General features: G+C 66.7%; 13 protein-coding genes. 10 read left to right on the top strand and 3 right to left on the bottom strand.

What is annotated here, in order from left to right; translation table 11 throughout:
• Positions 1-518 precede the first annotated feature (518 nt).
• Complete coding sequence (locus tag ABD301_RS13140) at positions 519-1,457, top strand: FAD-dependent oxidoreductase (RefSeq protein ID WP_344310237.1); 939 nt, start codon at positions 519-521, stop codon at positions 1,455-1,457.
• Positions 1,458-1,459: 2 nt separating this feature from the next.
• On the opposite strand, the gene ABD301_RS13135 is transcribed toward ABD301_RS13140, so the two are convergent.
• Positions 1,460-2,503 carry a glycerophosphodiester phosphodiesterase family protein gene (locus ABD301_RS13135; protein ID WP_163568605.1) on the bottom strand — a complete coding sequence of 348 codons (1,044 nt, stop codon included), beginning with the start codon at positions 2,501-2,503 and terminating at the stop codon, positions 1,460-1,462.
• A 244-nt stretch (positions 2,504-2,747) separates the two neighbouring features.
• Here ABD301_RS13135 and purD point away from each other — a divergent pair, with 244 nt between their 5' ends.
• Positions 2,748-3,977 carry a phosphoribosylamine--glycine ligase gene (purD, locus tag ABD301_RS13130; RefSeq protein WP_344310236.1) on the top strand — a complete coding sequence of 410 codons (1,230 nt, stop codon included), beginning with the start codon at positions 2,748-2,750 and terminating at the stop codon, positions 3,975-3,977.
• 252 nt (positions 3,978-4,229) lie between these two features.
• On the opposite strand, the gene ABD301_RS13125 is transcribed toward purD, so the two are convergent.
• Positions 4,230-5,621: a S28 family serine protease gene (locus ABD301_RS13125; RefSeq protein WP_344310235.1), complete on the bottom strand. Its 1,392-nt coding sequence runs from the start codon at positions 5,619-5,621 to the stop codon at positions 4,230-4,232.
• 155 nt (positions 5,622-5,776) lie between these two features.
• Between ABD301_RS13125 and purS the strand changes: the two genes are divergently transcribed.
• The 7 genes from purS (at position 5,777) to ABD301_RS13090 (ending at position 13,771) form a co-directional block, all read left to right on the top strand.
• A complete protein-coding gene (gene purS, locus ABD301_RS13120) occupies positions 5,777-6,028 on the top strand; it encodes a phosphoribosylformylglycinamidine synthase subunit PurS (RefSeq protein WP_163568606.1) in 252 nt (83 codons plus the stop codon).
• Positions 6,025-6,702 (top strand): phosphoribosylformylglycinamidine synthase subunit PurQ, encoded by a 678-nt coding sequence (purQ, locus tag ABD301_RS13115; protein ID WP_344310233.1) that lies wholly within the window; start codon positions 6,025-6,027, stop codon positions 6,700-6,702. The genes purS and purQ overlap by 4 nt, the downstream gene beginning before the upstream one ends.
• Entirely contained in the window at positions 6,699-8,963 is a 2,265-nt protein-coding gene (gene purL / locus ABD301_RS13110) for a phosphoribosylformylglycinamidine synthase subunit PurL (protein WP_344310231.1), read from the top strand. The genes purQ and purL overlap by 4 nt, the downstream gene beginning before the upstream one ends.
• 296 nt (positions 8,964-9,259) lie before the next feature.
• Entirely contained in the window at positions 9,260-11,065 is a 1,806-nt protein-coding gene (locus ABD301_RS13105; protein ID WP_344310230.1) for a DEAD/DEAH box helicase, read from the top strand.
• A 569-nt stretch (positions 11,066-11,634) separates the two neighbouring features.
• Complete coding sequence (locus tag ABD301_RS13100) at positions 11,635-12,735, top strand: GTP-binding protein (RefSeq protein WP_279580433.1); 1,101 nt, start codon at positions 11,635-11,637, stop codon at positions 12,733-12,735.
• Entirely contained in the window at positions 12,732-13,415 is a 684-nt protein-coding gene (locus ABD301_RS13095) for an aquaporin (RefSeq protein WP_163568609.1), read from the top strand. Before ABD301_RS13100 ends, ABD301_RS13095 begins: the two co-directional genes overlap by 4 nt.
• Positions 13,416-13,447: 32 nt before the next feature.
• Entirely contained in the window at positions 13,448-13,771 is a 324-nt protein-coding gene (locus ABD301_RS13090) for a sterol carrier family protein (protein ID WP_313885677.1), read from the top strand.
• Here ABD301_RS13090 and ABD301_RS13085 read toward each other — a convergent pair.
• Complete coding sequence (locus ABD301_RS13085) at positions 13,749-14,954, bottom strand: cytochrome P450 family protein (RefSeq protein ID WP_344310227.1); 1,206 nt, start codon at positions 14,952-14,954, stop codon at positions 13,749-13,751. The genes ABD301_RS13090 and ABD301_RS13085 overlap by 23 nt on opposite strands.
• 123 nt (positions 14,955-15,077) lie before the next feature.
• Between ABD301_RS13085 and ABD301_RS13080 the strand changes: the two genes are divergently transcribed.
• Positions 15,078-15,506 (top strand): nitroreductase family deazaflavin-dependent oxidoreductase, encoded by a 429-nt coding sequence (locus ABD301_RS13080; RefSeq protein ID WP_163568611.1) that lies wholly within the window; start codon positions 15,078-15,080, stop codon positions 15,504-15,506.
• The last annotated feature ends 23 nt before the right edge of the window (positions 15,507-15,529 follow it).

The following is a 15,529-nucleotide window of genomic DNA, read 5'->3' as shown; positions in this document are numbered from 1 at the left end:
GCCAGTGACCAATTCTCGCGAACACCGCCACCCACCATGTCCGTTTGTAACGTTGTTGGCCATCCAGAACCCCAGAATGGCCAACAGCCTTACAATCGGACATACCCCCACCCAGTACCAGGTCACCCACCCCACAAACGTGACGCGGGTTCGTTCTCCCCGTACCCAAAACCACACCCCACCCGCCAAGCCCGTTCTTCCTTGAGGCTTCGCCCGAAGGGCAACCAACCCACCCACCCGCTGCACAATCGGATTCCGATTGTGCAGCTCTACACAGGGTGCGGCGCGAAACTGTCGTACCCCTCCGGCAGATTTGCCCCCACCCAGTGACGGGTGGGGGGCGGGTTTGAGGACCAATGTTCAACTAAAAATTAGAGTCCACCTCACAACCCACCCCCCGCCCGTTCAAAGGGAGGGGGAAAGAAAAACAGACACGTACGACAATTTCGCGCCGCACCCCCTCGAGAAGGCAGAAAAATACAAGAGCGCACGGCCGCGCGCGCCTAACGTCCATCAGCATGAAGAACGCAGAAGTTATTGTGGTCGGTGCGGGTGTGATTGGCCTGACCACGGGCATCCGGCTGCTGGAGGCTGGGGCCGATGTACGCATTCTCGCGGCCGAGCTGACCGCCGACACTACCTCGGCGGCCGCGACTGGGATGGCTGGGCCGGTTTTCCACGGGCCTGATCCGCGGACCGTGGGTTGGGAGCTCGCCACCACGCGGGAGCTGAAAACTCTCGACGAAACCGCGGGTGTACGGATGGCGACCGGTCTCGGGGCGTCGACGGCGGCGATGGGGGCGGCGCCGCCGTTCGCGGACGCGAGTGCGTTGGTACGGCCGGCGACTGGGGATGAAGTGCCGACCGGGTTCACCAGTGGGTTGTGGATGAGAGTTCCGCTGGTCGACATTCCGGTCTATCTCGAATATCTGGTTGGCCGATTTACCGCGAATGGCGGCGTGATCGAGCAGCGTCGCGTTGAGTCGCTCGCGTTGGATGCGCCGATTGTGGTGAACTGCGCCGGGGTCGGCGCTCGTCGGCTGGCCGCCGATCCGTCCGTACGGCCGATAAAAGGTCAGCAGGTGGTGGTGGAAAATCCCGGCCTGGACGGGTTTTTCATGGCAGTCACGTTAGAACACGAATATGCCAGCTATCACACCTTCGGCCGGCATGTCCTGCTTGGCGGTGTCACGCTGGAAGGCAGCTGGGATCCGGCGCCGTCCATGGAGGTCGGCAACCGCATTCTGGAGCGCTGCGTCAAACTGGAGCCGAAATTCGCCAACGCCCGGGTGCTCGGGCACCGCGCGGGGCTGCGACCTGGGCGGCCGAAAGTACGGCTGGAAGCCGAAACGGTCGGCCGGAACCGGATTGTCCACAATTACGGGCATGGCGGCAGCGGAGTTCTGCAGTCGTGGGGATGTGCCCAGGAAACCGCCGAACTCGCGCTGGCCCTGTAGTACTAAACCGAGGTGAGCACCCGCTCGGGCCGCAGCCAGGCCGCTCGGGCCGCCATCGCCGAGTCGACGAAGTCGGTGAACAAGCCATCCACCCCGGCCCGCAGGAATGCCTCGCATTCGGCCGCGCCGTCGCCGCGGGCGGATGGGTCGGTGCCACGTCGATACGGCTCGGCGAGGTATTTGTTCTCGTCGCGGAAGGTGTACGGGTGAACGAAAAGCCCGGCTTCGTGGGCGGCCGGCACCAGGCCGGTCAGGCCGGCGAGCTGCCCGGTCCGGTCGGTGGCCAGCACCATTTCCTTGTTCGGGCCGATTCCGACGGCGTATTCGGCGATCCGGCGCAACCCCGACGGCGTCGTCATCTCGCTGTAGAGCAGCGGGTCGCCGGCGGCGGTGCGGTCGTACGGACCGTGCCCACTGCCCATCAGCTGGACCCGCCGCACCTCGGTCATGCTGGCGACCCGGTGCAGCGGGTCGATCTCGAACGACTGCACGAAGGTGGGCGAGTCGGCGCGATCGCGGCCGGCCGCCGCGAGGTCCTTGACCAGCAGGTCTTCGACGGGCTTGCCGATCGAGCGGTAGTACGTCGGATGCTTGGGCTCGACGTAGACCCCGATCGGACGGCCGGCCTCGGTGGCCAGCTGGGCCAGCCAGGTCAGCGTCTCGGCGAAGGTCGGCACCGGCTGGCCGTCATATCGCGCGCTGTGTCGGCGCAAGTCCGGATGGCGCTCGACCGCCCGCAGGGTGCGGATTTCGGCGACCGTGAAGTCGTCCGCGAACCAGCCGTCGACATCCGCGCCATCAATGGTCGCGGTCCGCCGACGCTCCGCGAATTCTGGCCGGGCGGCCACGTCTGTGCTGTCCGAGAGGTCGGCGTCGTGGCGTACGACCAGCACACCGTCCGCGCTCGGCACCACGTCCATTTCCACGAAGTCGGCACCGAGCTCGACCGCGAGCGCGAACGAGATGAGGGTGTTTTCCGGTCGGTAACCGCAGCTACCGCGGTGACCGATGACCAGTGGCACGTCAGCACTCTGGCTTTTGTTCACGGGATTGATCAGACCTGTCCTATTAGACGGGTAGGGAAACGGAGGCCGACATCCGGTCATCTGGCACTGGACCGTTTGAGGTGTCTAACGCGTCTTGCAACCTCGCTGAAACAACTCGGCAGCTGTTAAGTCGATGAGGAAAGTATGAACGCACGCCCCGCCTCGGTGCTCTCCCGGGGGTGCCCGAATGTTGTGAGCCTCGACACCTCGTCGCTGGCCACGGCCGTTTGGATAGGGTCTGCGGGTGCGCGTACTCGTCATCGGAACCGGCGCCCGGGAGCACGCTCTGTGCACGGCGCTCCTTCGCGACCCCGGTGTGTCGGCGGTCGCCTGCGCGCCCGGCAACGCCGGTATAGCCGACACCTGTGCGTTGGTGCCGCTCGATGGCGGTGCGGTCACCGGCCCGTCAGTCGTGGCGGCCGCCCAGGTTTTCCTAGCGGATCTCGTGGTGATCGGCCCGGAGGCGCCGCTGGTTGCTGGCGTCGCCGATGCCGTACGAGCAGCCGGTTTCGCCTGCTTCGGGCCGACTGCGGCCGCCGCTCAGTTGGAAGGCTCCAAGGCCTTCGCCAAGGACGTGATGGCGGCCGCTGGGGTGCCGACGGCCGCTGCCCGGGTGTGTACGACCGTGGACGAGGCGGCCGCCGCACTCGACGAGTTCGGCGCTCCTTACGTCGTGAAGGACGACGGCCTGGCCGCCGGCAAGGGCGTTGTCGTCACCTCAGACCGGGACGCGGCGCTCGCGCACGCGGCCGGCTGCGAACGAGTGGTCATCGAGGAGTTTCTGGACGGCCCGGAAGTGTCGCTGTTCGTCGTCACCGACGGCACGGCCGCTTTCCCGCTGCTGCCCGCGCAGGATTTCAAGCGGATCGGCGACGGCGACACCGGGCCCAACACCGGTGGCATGGGCGCGTACGCACCACTGACCTGGCTGCCCAGCGGCACGGTCAGCACGATCATGGCCACCGTCGTACGTCCCACGCTGGTGACCATGGCCGAGCGCGGAACGCCGTTCTCGGGGTTGCTCTACGTCGGCCTCGCGATGACCGCGAAGGGCCCGCGGGTGGTGGAGTTCAACTGCCGCTTCGGCGACCCGGAAACGCAGTCGGTGCTCGCTTTGCTCGACACGCCCTTCGGAGCGCTGCTGAACGCGGCCGCCACTGGGACCCTCGGCTCTTACGAGTCATTGCTCTGGCGCTCAGCGGCCGCTGTCACCGTTGTTCTGGCCTCGGCCGGCTACCCGGCTTCCTCCCGCAGCGGCGATGTGATCACCGGCGCGGACGGGGTCGAGGGCGTCCTGCACGCTGGCACGGCTCGGCGCGATGACGGCGCTCTCGTCACCGCCGGCGGCCGAGTGTTGTCTGTCGTGGGCACCGGCCCCGATGTGCCGGCCGCGCGGGCCGACGCCTACCAGAAGATCGACAAGATCACCTTCGACGGCGCCCAAAACCGTACCGATATCGCTGCCGACCGCTGAATTTTGGCCCCCCGAACTCGAGCTTGCCAGCCAGGTCCGACCATTTTGGTTGGTGCACGCAATGGGCACTAGGGCGCGAAACTGTCGTACCCACACTGTTTTCTTGCCCCCACCCAGTGATCGGGTGGGGGGTGGGTTTGAGGACGCGCGCGCGAGAAAATTTTGCGAACGACCCGCAGTGCCCGTAGCAGTTAGAGCACCCCACGACGGCCTGACTGGCTCCACAACGGGTCAGGTGGCTCAGCAGCGCTCCTACAGCGGCGGGCGCTGGCTGAGCATCGGGTCGAAGTCGACAGACGGGAGAGCGCTCGCCCTGCGCAACTGTGGCGACGGTGTGATGCCGGCCCAGCGCTGGATCGTCGCGGTCGCGGCGGCGGCCTGCGCGGCCGGCAGCATCGCGATCTTCGAGCCGTGGTTGCCCTTGGGGACGTAGTAGACGTACGAGTCGCGGCTGCCCGGCCCGAGCCGGAACGGCTCCGCGCTCCACGGGTCGTATTCGCCGTAGATGTAAAGCAGCCGCTGTCCCTGGTAGCGCACCCACGTGTCCACGTCGGGCATCGCCGTGTAGTCGAAGGGCATCTTGATCGACCTCGGTACGAACGACCGGGGCACGTCGGTGCCGGGATAGCGCAGTAGGTCCTTCAGGTAGCTCTCGTCCGCGAGCGGCGACCCCAGCTGGGTGCCGGCCTGGTAGTAGTACGGCACGTACGGCTCGATGCCCTGGTCTGTGTACGTGAGCAGGCTCTCGACGCCCTCGTACCAGTCATAGATCTGCTGCGCCGGCGCGCCGGCCGGCGGGATGGTCGCGCAGTCGCTGGGGCTGCCGTACTGCCAGAACGCGAAAATCGAGTCGACCACCGCCAGCTCGACCGCGTGATCCAGCGTGCCGACCAGGGTGAACGTGCCGCCGGTCTGGGTGGCGTTCGACTGTGCGATCGCCTCCAGCTCGTTCCGCCGCTGCAGCGACTCCCGCTGGATCCGGTTCAGGTTGGCGCGACAGACCGGGTCGGTGCCGTCGTGGGCGATGAACTGTCCGTACGAGTCGACTGGGTCGATCACGTCGTTCGGCGCGACGTACGGGATGGTCGCGTAGACGTCATTGGGGTAGAAGCGGCGGTGGTACGTGGCGGTCATTCCGCCCTTGCTGCCGCCGGTCGACAGCCAGCGCGCCTTATAGATCCGCTTAAGCGCCTGGACGATGACGTGCTGGTCGGTGGCGGCCTGCCAGATGGTCAGCTTCGACCAGTCCGCTGGCGCTGGCCGGGACGGCACGAAGTAGCGGTATTCGACGTCGATCTGGTTGCCGTTGACGATCTGCGTCGGCTCGCTGCGGAACGGGATTCCGCGGTAGTTGTAGCCGGTCGTGTACATCACCATCGGGGCGCTCGCGTCCCGGTGCATCAGCCCGACCCGCTGCTCGAAATAGCCCTTGCGCGGGTTGTTGTGGTCCACCAGCTGTCGGAACACGAGTTGGAAATACCGGTACGGCGCGGCGGTGGACTGTTCGGTGACGGACACCACTCCGGGCAGCTGCTTCAGCTGGTCAGCGATGTCCGGAGGAGCCGCTTGGACGGCTGGCGTGACGGTCAGCAGGCCGGCCAGGGTCGTGAGCGCGACCAGCAGTCGGAACAGGACGGTACGCATCGGCATCCCCCGCAGGCGTTGTGACCGGCACCGGATTCTCACAGGCAGATCCCGCCAGCACAAGGGACGTGACCGTACCCGGAAGCCGGAACTTGCTTCCGCGCAGTTAGGCTGAGCAGGGAATTCGCTTTCTTTTCACCACGCTAGGAGTGGCTGTGGCCCGCGTCGTCGTCGACGTCATGTTGAAACCCGAAATCCTCGATCCGCAGGGCCAGGCCGTGGTGGCCGCGCTGGCCCGGCTTGGCTTCGACTCGATCACCGCCGTCCGGCAGGGCAAGCGGTTCGAGGTGGAGGTGGACGGTGAGCTCACCGACGCCCGCCTCGACGAGGTCCGGCAGGCCGCCGGCACGCTGCTCGCGAACCCGGTGATCGAGGACTTCGACGTCCGGGTGGAGTCGGCCGTATGAGCACCCGGATCGGCGTGGTGACCTTTCCCGGGTCACTGGACGACCGGGACGCGGCCCGCGCGGTCAAGCTGGCCGGCGGCGAACCGGTTTCGCTCTGGCACGGCGACAGCGGCTTGAAGGACGTCGACGCGGTGGTGCTGCCCGGCGGCTTCTCGTACGGCGACTATCTGCGAGCCGGTGCGATCGCCAGGTTCGCGCCCATTATGGAGTCGATCATCGCCGGTGCCCGTGCGGGAATGCCAGTTTTGGGGATCTGCAACGGATTCCAGGTGCTCTGCGAGTCGCATTTGCTCCCTGGCGCGCTGACCCGCAATGCGCACCTGCATTTCCGTAACCGCGCTCAGTCGATGATCGTCGAGAGCACCGAAACCGCTTGGACGAGCGATTTCGCCGCCGGCCAGAAAATCGTCATCCCGATCAAGAACATCGACGGCCGGTTTGTCGCCGATGACCGTACGCTGGACGACATCGAATCCCACGGCCAAGTGGTTTTCCGTTATACGAACGGAAATCCGAACGGCTCGATGCGGGACATTGCCGGGGTCAGCAATGCTGCCGGAAATGTGGTTGGCATGATGCCGCATCCCGAGCACGCGGTCGAGGAGCTCACCGGAGCGTCCGTCGACGGGCTCGGACTTTTCACTTCGGTACTGCGAAAGCTGGTGGCCGCGTGACCGTACCAACCGCCGACACGGTCACCAACGCGACCGCGACCCCGCAGGAAGTCCAGCCGTACGAAGAGCTGGGTCTGAAGTCCGATGAATACAGCCAGATCAGGGAAATCCTCGGCCGCCGGCCGACCCAGACCGAGCTCGCGATGTATTCGGTGATGTGGAGCGAACACTGCTCGTACAAGTCGTCGAAGGTCCATCTGCGGCAGTTTGGTGAGAAGGCCCCGAAATCCGACCGGATGCTGGTCGGGATGGGGGAGAACGCCGGTGTCGTGCAGGTAAGTGACACCCTCGCGATCACTTTCAAGATCGAAAGCCATAACCACCCGAGTTATGTCGAGCCGTATCAGGGCGCGGCGACCGGTGTCGGTGGGATCGTACGGGACATCCTGACGATGGGCGCCCGGCCGATCGCGGTCATGGACTCGCTGCGTTTCGGTGCCGCCGACCATCCGGACACCGCTCGCGTGCTGCCTGGGGTGGTGGCCGGCGTCGGCGGCTACGGAAACTGCCTGGGCCTGCCGAATATCGGCGGCGAGGTCGTCTTTGACCCGTGTTACCAAGGAAATCCGCTCGTCAACGCGCTTTGTGTGGGCGTTATGCCGACTGATCGGATCCAGCTCTCGGCGGCGACCGGGGTTGGCAACCTCGTCGTGCTCCTGGGCGCCAAAACGGGCCGAGACGGCATTGGCGGAGTCAGCGTGCTGGCGTCGGCGACCTTCGACGACGACGGCCCGGCCCGCCGGCCGAGTGTGCAGGTCGGGGACCCGTTCGCGGAAAAGCTGCTGATCGAGTCCTGCCTGGAGCTGTACGACCGGAAGCTGGTCACCGGGATCCAGGATCTCGGCGGTGCCGGGCTGACCTGCGCGACCACCGAAACCGCCGCGATGGGCAAGTCCGGCATGCGGGTCTACCTGGAGCGGGTGCCGCTGCGCGAGCCGAGCATGGCGCCGCACGAGATCCTCGCCAGCGAGTCGCAGGAGCGGATGTTGGCCATCGTCACGCCGGAAAACCTCGGTGAGGTGCTGGCGCTGGCCGACAAGTGGGGTGTGTTGGCGACCGCGATCGGCGAGGTCACCGAGGGCGACCGGCTGGTGATCAGTTGGCACGGGCAGACCGTGGTGGACGTGCCGCCGGCGAGTCTCGCGGACGAGGGCCCGGTCTACCACCGCCCGTACGAGCGGCCCGCCGACCTGTCGATCCGGCAGGCCGACCCGGCCAGCGTGCTGCCCCGGCCGGCCACCGGCGCGGAGCTGCGCAGCACGCTGCTCAAGCTGCTGGCCAGCCCGAACCTGGCTGACAAGACGTGGATCGTCGAGCAGTACGACAGTTACGTACAGGGCAACTCGGTGCTGTTCCAGCCCGAGGACGCCGGGATGATCCGGCTGGACGAGGAGTCCAACCTCGGCGTCGCGATCGCCACCGACGCCAACGGCCGGTATTGCGCGATGGATCCGTACGTCGGCGCGCAGCTCGCTTATGCGGAGGCGTACCGAAACGTCACCGTCACCGGCGCGCGGCCGATCGCGGTCAGTGACTGTCTGAACTTCGGCAGCCCGGAGGACCCGGCGGTGATGTGGCAGTTCTCCGAGGCCGTACGCGGCATCGCGGACGCTTGCCAACAGCTCGGCACGCCGGTGACCGGCGGCAACGTCAGCTTCTACAACCAGACCGGGCAGACCGCGATCCACCCGACACCGGTGGTCGGCGTGCTGGGCCTTATGGACGACGTGACCAAGCGGACGCGGATGGGCTTCACAGCCGACGGCGATCGCCTCGTCCTGCTGGGCACCACCCGCGAGGAGCTGGACTGCTCCGAGTGGGCCTGGGTCGTGCACCAGCACCTCGGCGGTCGCCCGCCGGCGGTGGATCTCGCGGCCGAACAGGCCCTCGGCGAAGTGCTGATCGCGGTTTCCGACCGGGGGCTGGCGACTTCCGCGCACGACCTGTCCGAGGGCGGCCTTGCGATCGCCCTGGTCGAGTCCGCGCTGCGGCATGGCGCGGGTGCGCGCGTCGACGTACCGGCCGGCGTCAGTCCCTTTGGCTGGCTGCTGTCCGAGTCGGCGCACCGGGCGTTGCTGTCGGTGGCTCCAGAGCAGCTGGACGCGCTGCGAACGCTGGCCGCGACACACGGCGTTCCGTACGCCGAAATTGGCACTGTCGAGGCCGACAGCGGCGAGCTGGTGATCGAGCACGTGTTCCATGTCTCGCTGGACGAGCTGGCGACCGCCCATCGGGGCACCTTGCCCAAGCTCTTCGGTTAGCCCTGCGACCGGCTGCACAATCGGAATCCGATTGTGCGGCCGGTCCGAGTGTGACCAGGGACAACAGCGGCCGTTGTGACAATCGGGTGCCGATTGTGGGATGCTGTGACGAGCTGATTGGCTGCAATGGCAACGGCAGATACGGTGAACGCGCGCTAGACAGGGATGCGGATACCTCAGTCTGTGGGTGAAACCGGTGGACTCACCGGAATCACGATTTCGCGGCTGACCAGGAAACCGACCATCCTTCCGCCCGCGCCCACTCTTGTGTTGGGCGCATTCCGTATGGAAAGTGCATGCCCTCCGCTATTTCTGAGTTGTCCCTCACTGTGCCCGACACGATCCCCGCCGACCTCACCGAAGCCGACACCAGCGCGTCGAATGAGCCCGCCTTCGCCGAATTCGGGTTGCACCCGTCGGTGCTGGCGGCGCTGACCGCTGTCGGTTACGAGACGCCCACCCCGATCCAGGCCGCCACCATCGCGCCGATGCTGGCTGGCCGCGACGTGCTTGGGCTGGCCCAGACCGGCACCGGCAAGACGGCCGCGTTCGCGCTGCCGATCCTGACCCGCCTCGCCGGCGAGCGCGCCGGCAGGTGCGCGCCGCTCGCGCTGGTCCTCACACCGACCCGCGAGCTGGCCATCCAGGTCGCCGAGGCGTTCGGGAAGTACGCTGCCCAGCTGCCCGGCTTCAGCGTGCTGCCGATCTACGGCGGCGCGCCGTATCCGCCGCAACTGCAGGGCCTGCGCCGGGGTGTCCACGTTGTGGTCGGTACGCCCGGTCGCGTGATGGACCACATGGAGCGTGGCTCGCTGGACCTGTCCAACCTGGACTGCCTGGTCCTGGACGAGGCCGACGAGATGCTCCGGATGGGTTTCCACGAGGACGTGGAGAAAGTCCTGTCGGCGACCCCGCCGACCCGGCAGGTGGCGCTGTTCTCGGCCACCATGCCGTCGATGATCCGCAAGATCGCCGCCGAGCACCTGAACGACCCGGCGGACATCGCGATCAAGTCGAAGACCTCCACGCTGACCACCACTCGGCAGCGGTACTGGACCGTCAGCCGGATGCACAAGCTGGACGCGCTGACCCGGATCCTCGAGGTCGAGCCGTACGACGGCATGATCGTCTTCGTCCGCACCAAGCAGGCCACCGAGGACCTGGCGCAGAAGCTGCGTACCCGTGGTTTCGCGGCCTCCGCGATCAACGGTGACATGTCACAGCCGGTACGCGAGCAGACCATCGCGTCGCTGCGTGAAGGCCGGTTGAACATCCTGATCGCCACCGACGTGGCCGCCCGCGGTCTGGACGTGGACCGGATCAGCCATGTACTGAACTACGACATCCCGCACGACACCGAGTCGTACGTGCACCGGATCGGCCGCACCGGCCGGGCCGGCCGCTCCGGCGAGGCGATCCTGTTCGTCGCGCAGCGCGAGCGGCACATGCTGCGCTCGATCGAGCGGACCACCCGGCAGCCGCTGGAGCCGATGACGCTGCCGACGGTGGCCGAGGTCAACGCGAGCCGGCAGGCCAAGTTCGCGGCCCGGATCACCGAGGTGCTCGATGGCCAGGACCTCACCGCGTACGAGGCGCTGATCACCGACTACCAGGCCGAACACGACGTGCCACCGGCCCGGATCGCGGCCGCGCTGGCCCGGATGGTGCACGGCGACGCGCCGCTGCTGCTGGCCGAGGACCCGGAACCAGCCGCCGAACCGGCCCGCCGCGAAATGTCGAGCGGGGACACTGAGACGTACCGGATCGCCATCGGTCACACCCACCGCGTCAAGCCGGGCAACATCGTCGGCGCGATCACCGGTGAGACCGGCCTGTCCGGCAACCAGATCGGCCGGATCGAGATCATGTCCGACCACAGCCTCGTCGACCTGCCCGCCGGCCTGCCCGCCGAGATGCTTCGCCGCCTGGGTACGGCCCGGATCGGCAGCCGCCAACTGCGGATCAGCCCCGGCGTACGGTCCGCCCGTCCGTCCGGCCCATCCCGTGGCTCCGACTCCCGTGGCTCCGACTCCCGGCGCCGCGACAGTGGCCCAGCGCCCACCACCCGGGTGAAGAAGCCACGCCACAAGAAAACCCACTAGTTGGATGGCCGCAGTGCTGTTGGCCGCAGTGCCTGCGGCGGCGCGTCCGGTTCGCGTCGCCGGGCCGCCCAAAGAGCGGGCACCCCACCGCAGTGCCTCTGGCCGCAGTTCCTGCGGCGGCGCGTCCGGTTCGCGTCGCCGGGGCGCCCAAAGAGCGGGCACCCCACCGCCACGAACCTGGGCGACCTCCGGTCGCCGCGCGGACGTGGTGGGGATTGGTGTGGCTGGGCTGGCGTGGGTTGGGTTTGGTGTCAAGGGCGCTTGACGGCGCGAAATTGTCGTACGTGTCTGTTTTTCTTTCCCCCTCCCTTTGAACGGGCGGGGGGTGGGTTGAGAGGTGGACCTTGATTTTTAGTTGAACATTGGTCCTCGAACCCGCCCCCCACCCGTCACTGGGTGGGGGCAAATCTGCCGGAGGGGTACGACAGTTTCGCGCCGCACCTATGTTCTGCGTGCGGTTCGCTGGCCCCAGGCAGTCGACGGGCCGTTGCCGTAGCCAGGCCAGGTGGCCGGTCAAGGTCGTGAGAAATCGTTTTCTTCTGCACAGATTGCCAGTACGGTCTCAGAGCATGTTGACGTTCGCAGCGGTGACTGGCTTCCTTGGGGCTGGCAAGACGACGACTTTGGCGGCACTCGCCCGGCGCTGGGAGGACCAGGGCCGGCGGGTCGCGATCATCACCAACGACCAGGGCACCGACCTGGTCGACACTCAGGTGGCCGGCCCGGCCGCGACCGGCATCGGCGAGGTCACCGGCGGCTGTTTCTGCTGCCGCTTCGATGACCTGCTCGACGTCATGAACGCCGTGGTGGAACAAGCGAAACCGGACACGGTCCTGGCCGAAGCGGTCGGCAGCTGCACGGACCTGCAGGCCACCGTTGTACGCCCGATGAAACAGCTGCATGGCGACCGGTTCCGCGTCGCGCCGCTGGTGACGGTGCTGGATCCGTTCCGCTACGCCGAAATCCGTCGGTCGGTGGCGCTCAGTGACAGTGAGTCCGATCTCGCGTACCTGTTCCGCCAGCAGCTCGTCGAGGCGGACGTCATCGCCGTCAACAAATCTGATTTGCTGGAAAGCAAAGAAGAACTCCGAAACGAGTTGACGAAGCTCTATCCAGGCAAGCCGATCGTGTTCTACTCGGCTCGTACGGGCGAAGGTCTCGACGAACTGATCAACCAGCTCGCGGGGACCAGCGATTCGGCGATCGACCTCGATGTCGATTACGACCGGTATGCCAATGCCGAAGCTCAACTTGCCTGGCTGAACCAAAGTTTCCAGCTGCGCATGCCGGCTGGATTCGGCTCCGCTGACTGGGCCGACGCGGTCCTGCGTGATCTCTCCGGCCGGGCCGAAAAAGGCGGCTGGACAATCGGTCATGTGAAGGTGTCGGTGACGGCTGGGGACGCGTTCAGCAAACTCAGCCTCATCAGCGCGGACGACAAACCAGAAGTCGACGCGAGAGCCGCGCGTACGCATTCCGAAGTCGCGGCGACCGCTTTGGTGAACGCGAGAGTCGCCTGCGAGCCAGCCGAACTCGATGCCGCGGTGGCAGCGGCCGTCGCCTCCGCGGACGCCACGTTTTCGACTTCCGCCAACCTCATACGCGAGTCGTACGCCTTCAAACCAGGCTACCCGCGACCGATTCATCGCATGCCGGCAACCGCCGGATGACCACGCTGCAGCGCAGGTTGCTGGCCGAATTCCTGGGAACGGCACTTCTGGTCGCGGTCGTCGTGGGCTCCGGTATCATGGCCGCCAAACTCAGCCCGTCTGACGTTGGTCTGCAACTGCTGGAAAACGCGGCGGCAACGGCAGCTGGCCTCTTCGTGTTGATTCTGATTTTCGGCCCGGTGTCAGGCGCTCACTTCAATCCGGTTGTGTCTATTGTGGACGCCTGTGGCGGTGGTCTGAAATGGTCGGAGGTGGCCGCGTACGTCACAGTCCAGGTTCCCGGCGCGATTTTCGGTGCGATTCTGGCGAATTCGATGTTCGGAGCGGCGCCCGTCAGCATCTCCACAAAAGTACGACTGTCACCGTCGCTGTGGCTTTCCGAAATTGTCGCAACCGCCGGCCTGCTGCTCCTGATCGCGGCGCTGGCGCGTACGAACCGGCTGAACCTCGCCGCGCCAGCTGTCGGTGCTTACATCGGATCGGCCTATTTCTTCACGGCCTCCACGAGTTTCGCCAACCCGGCGGTGACGATCGGCCGAGTCTTCAGCGACAGCTTCGCCGGCATCTCGCCGGCCTCGGTGCCCGGCTTCGTGATCGCCCAGCTCATCGGCGCTGCGTTGGCGGTGGTGTTGACGCGCGCACTTTTCCCTGCCAAAGAGCGGGTCGATAGTCTGGTCTGATGCCACCTCGTCGTCCCGTAGACCCGGAATCCGTGACCGAAACGGAAGCCGCCTTCGACCGGGACGAAACGCCGGACAAGGACGTTCAGCGGCGGGCCACCCGGCACCTGCTGGCCGTACTCGCGGAGAAGGTGCCAGGGCACGCGGTGGAGGTACGAGTGCCGCCGTACGGCGCGATCCAGTGCGGCGAGGGGCCGCGGCACACCCGCGGCACCCCGCCGAACGTGGTCGAGACCGACCCGGTGACCTGGCTGTTGATGGCCACCGGGCGGCTGACCTTCGCCGACGGCTACGCCCAGGGCAAGGTGTCGGCCAGCGGGAACCGGGCGGACCTCAGCGACTGGCTGCCAGTGTGACCGAGACCGGCAGCGCGGCCAGCCCACGCATCAGCCCGCTGGGCCGCCAGACCAGCTGATCGAGTTCGGTCGCGAGCTCCAGCGTGCCGAACCGTTCGAGGATCAGCTCCAGCGCGATTTTCCCCTCCAACCGGGCCAGCGGCGCGCCGAGGCAGAAGTGCAGACCGTGCCCGAAGGCGACATGCTGGGTGTGGCCGCGGCCGACGTCAAAGGTCTCGGCGTCGTCGAACCGGTCCGAGTCACGGTTGGCGGCCAGCGGCGAGATCATCACGATGTCGCCATGGCTGATGGTGACGCCGCCGAGCTCGAGGTCGGCGGTGGCGAACCGGGGTAGCGCCGAGCGCAGCGGACCCTCGTAGCGCAGCACCTCCTCGATCGCCGACGGCACCAGGTCGCGGTCGGCGCGTAGCCGGTCCAGCTGGTCCGGGTGGGTGAGCAGCAGGTAGAGGCCGTTGCCAATCAGGTTGACGGTGGTCTCGTGGCCGGCGATCAGCAGCAGGAACACCATCGAGGTCAGCTCGTCCTCGGTGAGCGCGTCGCCCTCGTCGCGTACCGCGATCAGGTCGGACAGCAGGTCATCGGCCGGGTTCGTACGCTTGCGGGCCAGTAGTTCGTGGATGTAGTCGGTCATCGCCTTGGCCGCGACCGGCAGCTTGTCGCCGGCGAAGGCTCCGGCGACGATGACGTTCGACCATTCGCGGAAGGCGTCCTGATCCCGCGACGGGATGCCGAGCAGCTCGCAGATGACCCGGATCGGCAGTGGGAAACCAAAAGCGTCGATGATGTCGACAGGCTCGCCGGGTTTGACGGCGTCCAGCAGTTCGGTGGCGATCTCGGTGATCCGCGGCGCCAGCGCGGCGATCCGCCGGGCGGTGAAGACCTTGACGACCATTCGGCGCAACCGGGTGTGGTCCGGCGGGTCGGAGTTGAGCATGTGGTGGTTCATCGCGGCGCGTACGCGCTCGTCCAGCCCGGTGTCCAGGGCACCGAAATACTTGTTGCCGTCCCGGGACAGCGCCGGATGGGTGAACGCCTCGCGGGCCTCCGCGTATCCGGTGACCACCCAGCCACGCCCGCTGAAGGTCATCATCTGCATCGGGCTCACCGGAGCGTCCTCGCGAAGCTTCGCGTAGATCGGGTGCGGATCCTGGATGAGCTGTTCCTGTGTTACCGGCTGAGCCACGACGGTCCCCTCTATATGTTACGAAGCGTCACCAATCTTGCCCGGGCGCCGGCATAAAGCGGTAGGCCCAGATGTTGGTTACTTTCTGGACGAAGGATCAAACGCCCCAGAAAGGACACCTCCATGGCCGAAGAAGTCGTTGACAGCCCGAGTGGCTGGGTGGCGGATCACATCAAGCAGTACGTGGACAGCAACGGCGAGCAGGGCCACGACTGGCAGGGCGTGCCGACGCTGTTGCTGACGGTGGTCGGGCGCAAGTCCGGCGTACGGCGTCGTACGGCGCTCATCTACGGCCGCGATGGCGACGACTACACGCTGGTCGCTTCCAAGGGCGGCGCGCCGAAGAACCCGCTCTGGTACGACAACCTGGTGGCCAACCCGGACGTGGAGCTGCAGGTCAAGGACGAGGTCTTCGAGGCGACGGCGCGGACGGCCAACCCGGAGGAGAAGAAGCGGCTCTGGCCCAGCCTGGCGAAGATCTGGCCGGACTACGACAACTACCAGACCAAGACCGACCGCGACATTCCGGTCGTCATCCTCACCCGCAAGTAGGTTCAGCTTTCCGGTTGGGACGT

This window comes from Fodinicola feengrottensis (genome assembly GCF_039530045.1).
Taxonomy (GTDB): Bacteria; Actinomycetota; Actinomycetes; order Mycobacteriales; family HKI-0501; genus Fodinicola; species Fodinicola feengrottensis.
This window is presented reverse-complemented; position numbering and strand designations above follow the sequence as displayed.